This is a genomic window from Nostoc sp. NOS(2021) (assembly GCF_017115025.1).
GTDB lineage: Bacteria > Cyanobacteriota > Cyanobacteriia > Cyanobacteriales > Nostocaceae > Nostoc.
Map to the genome: position 1 here is coordinate 1 of NZ_JABXKM010000090.1, position 6,205 is coordinate 6,205.

At 41.1% G+C, this 6,205-nt stretch carries 3 protein-coding genes; all 3 read left to right on the top strand.

The features are described 5' to 3' along the window. The first annotated feature begins 673 nt into the window (after positions 1-673). On the top strand, positions 674-811 hold the full coding sequence (locus HWQ41_RS11120) for a hypothetical protein (RefSeq protein ID WP_292762547.1): 138 nt from the start codon (positions 674-676) through the stop codon (positions 809-811). A gap of 302 nt (positions 812-1,113) precedes the next feature. Then, positions 1,114-2,895: a choice-of-anchor Q domain-containing protein gene (locus HWQ41_RS11125; protein ID WP_292762550.1), complete on the top strand. Its 1,782-nt coding sequence runs from the start codon at positions 1,114-1,116 to the stop codon at positions 2,893-2,895. 2,002 nt (positions 2,896-4,897) lie between these two features. Beyond that, positions 4,898-6,205, top strand: a 1,308-nt coding sequence (locus HWQ41_RS11130) for a right-handed parallel beta-helix repeat-containing protein (RefSeq protein WP_292762552.1), incomplete at its 3' end; no start/stop codon positions are given.

Here is a 6,205-nt window from a genome sequence, read left to right on the forward strand (position 1 = left end):
TGTATATAGGTTTTATCATCAGTTAATGTCCTAACCTTCTTGTCCGTTGCTATATCTCAAAGATTGATGAACTAGTACCGCAAGGCGGAATTCAAAATTCAAAATTCTTGCATTCAAAATTCAAACAGGTATACAGCGTAAGCGTTTCATTGATTTGGAATGGGTAGTTTATTTACGCCGCGTTGTACTAGGCTAAAACCCTCTTCCCTCGTGCCTGATCGCAACTACAAACATTTACGGCAGCCCGACTTGAAAGTGCTGAGTCACCGAAGTTCTTTTTAGAGAAACTTCATCAAATCCTCGCACAAAGCGCTCTCCATTCCCATATCACTCTGGAAATTAACAGAACTTACCACGACGATTGCGTAAAAATATCTGTTTTTTTGTAAACATAATAACTAGATTCAGAGTATTTGCTGATATCAGGTGTCCTTTATGAAGGTTACTTTCAATACATAAGTCCACAAGGCTCAGTTACACCGCTTACAACAGGTTCGACTAAGTTGTTACATTAGTTCCCTTAAGTTAAGGGGTCAACCTACTAAAGTTTCAACCAATTTAACTTTTACCACTGTCACTTTAAGTCCCCAGTTATTAGCTAGGGGTGGATTTTACCATGCCGATTTGGCAACCTTCTGACCTCAGACAAAGGATAAAGTTCAGAGGAATTACCATGCCAAATATAATCACCGTATCGAATATAGCAGATAGGAAAGCTAACTCACAAAGAGCATCGATGTCTACGACGGGCTACGCCTACGCGGTTGCTACAGATGAAGATACGATTCAATTCGACTCCATCCATCCGTAGTTTTTCAGGACAAACCCGGAGGCGAAGCGTCCACACGCTAATCGTCCGATCACCCTCAACAAAACCCTGACGATTAACGGTATTGATATCCCTGGTTTAACCATCAACGGTTGACGGGAGAAAAATTTTTCAGCTTAACAATAACGTTTCTACAAACCGATGCGATTTCAAGTCGCGTTCGGACAACTGTGACTGTCCTGAAAAGTCCAGACAAATGACCCTTTCAAATAACTACTTAGCAACTGAATAAAGTTGCTGAGAGTGTACTACTAATTGCCCTTACACACATTCGGAGTAAATCTATGGCTGGCAAAACATACTACGTTTCTGGAACAGGCAATGATAACAATAATGGCTTAATAGAAGGAAGTGCGTTTCGCAGTTTGGGCAGAGCCGTGTATCAGATGCAAACAGGTGACACGCTCTACGTCATGAATGGAACTTATGACAAAGGCGCTACGCTTTTTAACTTTAATGGTTCAGCAAATAACTGGACAACAATCAAAGCTTATCCAGGGGCTACGCCTATAATCAAAACAACGGGAAGTGGCATTAATATATTTAGTTCATCCTACGTGCGGATTGAAGGACTTGATATAGAAGGTAATCGGAAAAATATCACTCTACAATATGCCTTACAACAGAAGGATAATCTCAACAACCCCTTAACCAATTCCAGTGGAATTAGTGTAAAAGCCTGGACAAATAGCCAAGGAGTGGGTGGTAGTAACCCTGATCACATTGTCATCTCTGGTAACACAGTTAATAACTTTCCAGGTGGTGGCATTGCATTCAGTGATTCAGACTACATCACAGTTGAGAAAAATATTGTGTCTGGAAACGGTTGGTATTCGCCTTATGGTGCTCAGGGTATCACTACACTTTTTGCTGTTAATTCTGATCATAATACTACTGATTACAAAATAATTTATCGAGACAACGTTGTTTTTGATAATCAAAGTTTGGTTCCCTGGAAACAAGCTGGCAAGATTACTGAAGGGCATGGACTAATGCTTGATACTACTAATCAGAGTAGAGATGGAACACCTTACTTAGGTAAAACCTTAATTGCTAATAACATAGTCTACAACAATGGCAACTCTGGTATTGATACTTTCAAAGCTAAAAATGTCGATATTGTCAACAATACAGTTTACCAAAATAGCCTTAATGTCGCTAACACCGGCGAGATTAAAGTCAATTACTCAGAGAATGTTAGAGTCGATAACAATATCCTGTATGCCAGCGACAATCAAGTGGCTAATGTTCTTAACTATTCTACAAATGTCAACTTTGACCACAACCTTGTTTATAACTCTTCTCAATTCAAAGCTTCAGATAATCTAAATGCCACAGGATTGCAGAATATTTTGGGTAAAGATCCTCAATTTGTTGATGCGGCCAAAGGGAATTTTGCACTCAAACCTGGAAGTGCTGCGATCGATGCTGGTTCCAGTCTTTTCAATGGCATCAGTACGAACATTCCCCAGGATGGCGATGGTAATGGTACCGCAGTGATTGATATTGGTGCATACGAAGCCCCCCGCATCAGCGTTACCGCTCCCAATGACTTGAACAATAACATTGCCGGTTTTGACAACTCCAAGGATGTCATTAATGGTCAAGGGGGTAATGACACCATCAATGGTTACGGTGGTGACGACCAACTACGAGGAGGTACTGGCAATGATCTTCTCATTGGTGGAAAAGGCAATGATCTTCTCGTCGGTGGTATGGGTGCTGACTCTTTCCTCTACAACACGAATGCTGGCTTTACTAGCGCTGCTGTGGGTATTGATACGATCGCTGACTTCAATCACTCTCAAGGTGACAAAATTGTTCTGGATAAGACCACCTTTAGTGCCATTACTTCTGCTGTGGGAACGGGTTTTAGTAAGTCCAGTAATTTTAAAATCACCAGTTTAGGGGCGGTTAGCAATGCTGTAATTGTCTACAACCCGATGACTGGGCAGTTACTATACAATCAAAATGGTAGCGCTGCTGGTTTCGGCAGTGGTGGTCAATTTGCACAACTTACCGGTGCGCCCACTCTTACTGCTTCCGACTTCATCGTTCAAGCATAGTTCGGTCGGGTCACACAATTTGGGATTTTAGATTTTAGATTGAAAAGAGCAATCAAGTCACTGGCTCTGTCATTTAATTTTAGATTTTGCGGAAAGTCTGAGCGTCGGAAGCCTCAGATCGCGGAACTTTCCAAGACGGATTTTAGATTTGTTTCACGAGCTTGCTTCTCGCAGAGCGAGTATAAATTCGCTTGCTCGTAACCCTTTTTAAATTTTAGGTTTTGAATCTTCAATTCCATTATCCAAAATTTAAAATCTCAAATTTTATCAACTGAGTGGAAGTGTAATTCAAACATGAATCGACTTTCAAGGCGGTTTCCAATTAAATAGATCACACAGATAGGGGCGCAATATATTTGTGCCCCTACAATTTTGCAATTTAATGGCAAAGTTTTTAGTTTTTACGAATTATACAGACTGCGATATTCTCAAGGATTAACAAATTTAGCATTACTCCCAACGCCAAGCCATTGCTCCTTCACCTCACCTAGTAACACCACCACAGTAGTCAAATAACAGCCATTCCAAAAAACATCTTTCCAATCAAAACGTTGCCGATGAATAATAGACAGTAAATCAGCTTGAATTCCTGCACCGCCACCGCTATCTGAACCAGTAATGGTTAAAGAACAGGTATTCTGGAGTTTATTTCAGTGTTTATATTATGAAGATTAAGTAAGGAAGAGCGCAATCAAACCAAACTATCTCAAAAATTGATGAACTAGGCTAAAACCGAATGGCACTAAGTTAAGATACAGCCCTTGCGCTGACTGGTTCCCAGCCTCTAGGCTGGGAACCCATTCTGGGAGGCTCCGCCTCCAGTGGCTTGACGAGAGGCAGAGCCTCTTTTGAATACATTCCCAGTCTTAAGACTGGGAACGAGGCGACACAAGCCTTTGGGCTTTTCTTAGTGCCATTCGGCTAAAACCCTCTTCTCTTGTGCCGGGATCGCAACGACAAACTGACTTAGCCGTAGCAGGGCGTTTAGCCCGCGTACTTAGTGAAAAATACTCAATTACTGATTGTGGGGTGGGTGAGAAGCTATTTGTGTCAAGTTAAGGTCGATGCCCAGATGTCAAGCAACCTTGAGGCGTTGCGCCGGTGTCGGTGTCGCTGACGCACTGCCTTAACCAGTCCCATAGAACGTTGATGCTCGACCAACCAAGGAATGAGTTGTAGTTGTGGGTTTTGCGGTTGTCTCTGTCAATGCGTAAGTCCTAGCTTCTTTAAAAATGTTTAGAGAAACTTCATCAAATCCTCGCACAAAGCGCTCTTCATTCCCATATCACTCTAAAAATTAACAGGACACTTCCATAATTTTTTCGCTTTTGTTGTAAAAAAAAGAACTATATTAAGAGTATTTACTGATGGAAGCATCATTTGTAAAGGTTAGTTTTAATACATGAGTTCACAAGGCTCAGTTACACCGCTTACAACAGGTTCGACTAAGTTGTTACATTAGTTCCCTTAAGTTAAGGGGTCAACCTACTAAAGTTTCAACCAATTTAACTTTTACCACTGTCACTTTAAGTCCCCAGTTATTATCCAGGGGTGGATTTTACCATGTCGATTTGGCAACCTCCTGACCTCAGACAACAGATAAAGTTCAGAGGAATTCCTATGCCAAATATGATCACCGTATCGAATATAGCAGATAAGAAAGCTGGCTCATAAAGAGTAGCGATTGCAGCTGCTACAGATGAAGATACGATTCAATTCGACTCCATCGAGCCGTAGTTTTTCTGGACAAGCTCGCAAGGAAGCGTCTATGTGCTAATCGTCCGATCGTCCTCAACAAAACCCTGACGATTAACAGTATCGATACCCCTGGTTTAACCATCAACGGTTGACAGGAGAAAATTTTTCAGCTTAACAACAACATTTCTACAACCGATGCGATTTCAAGTCGCGTTCGGACAACTGTGACTGTCCTGAAAAGTCCAGACAAATGACCCTTTCAAATAACTTACCAATTACCTTTATACACATTCGGAGTAAATCTATGGCTGGCAAAACATACTACGTTTCTGGAACAGGCAATGATAACAATAATGGCTTAATAGAAGGAAGTGCGTTTCGCAGTTTGGGCAGAGCCGTGTATCAGATGCAAACAGGTGACACGCTCTACGTCATGAATGGAACTTATGACAAAGGCGCTACGCTTTTTAACTTTAATGGTTCAGCAGATAACTGGACAACAATCAAAGCTTATCCAGGGGCTACACCTATAATCAAAACAACGGGAAGTGGCATTAATATATTTAGTTCATCCTATGTACGGATTGAAGGACTTGATCTAGAAGGCAATCGGGAAAATATCACTCTACAATATGCCTTACAACAGAAGGATAATCTCAACAACCCTTTAACCAATTCCAGTGGAATTAGTATAAAAGCCTGGACAAATAGCCAAGGAGTGGGCGGTAGTAATCCTCACCACATTGTCATCTCTGGTAACACAGTTAGTAACTTTCCAGGTGGTGGTATTGAATCAAGTAATTCAGACTACATCACAGTTGAGAAAAATGTTGTGTCTGGAAACGCTTGGTATACCCCTTATGGTGCTCAGGGTATCACTACACTTAATGCTTTTAATTCTGATAACAATACTACTGATTACAAAATAATTTATCGAGACAATATTGTTTTTGATAATCAAAGTTTAGTTCCCTGGCAACAAGCTGGTCAGATTACTGAAGGGCATGGGCTAATGCTTGATACTACTAATCAGAGTAAAGATGGGACACCTTATCTTGGCAAAGCTTTAATTGCCAATAACATAGTCTATAACAATGGTAACTCTGGTATTGACGCCTTCAAAGCTAACAATGTCGATATTATCAACAATACAGTTTACCAAAATAGCCTCAATGTCGCTAACACCGGGGAGATTAAAGTCAATTACTCAGGCAATGTTAGAGTCGAGAACAATATCATGTATGCCAGCGACAATCAAGTGGCTAATGTTCTTAACTATTCTACAAATGTCAACTTTAACCACAACCTTGTTTATAACTCGGATCAATTCCAAGCTTCAGATAATCTAAATGCCACAGGATTGCAGAATATTTTTGATCAAGATCCCCAATTTGTTGATGCGGCGGGAGGGAATTTTGCGCTCAAAACTGGAAGTGCTGCGATTGATGCTGGTTCCAATGCCTTCAATAGCATCACTAAGAAGATTCCTCAGGATGGCGATGGTAATGGCACCGCAGTGATTGATATTGGTGCATACGAAGCCCCTGGCATTACCGTCCCGGAAATTCAAGTTCTCAATGGCACCGTTGACATTGCAGATGGCAGTACTACT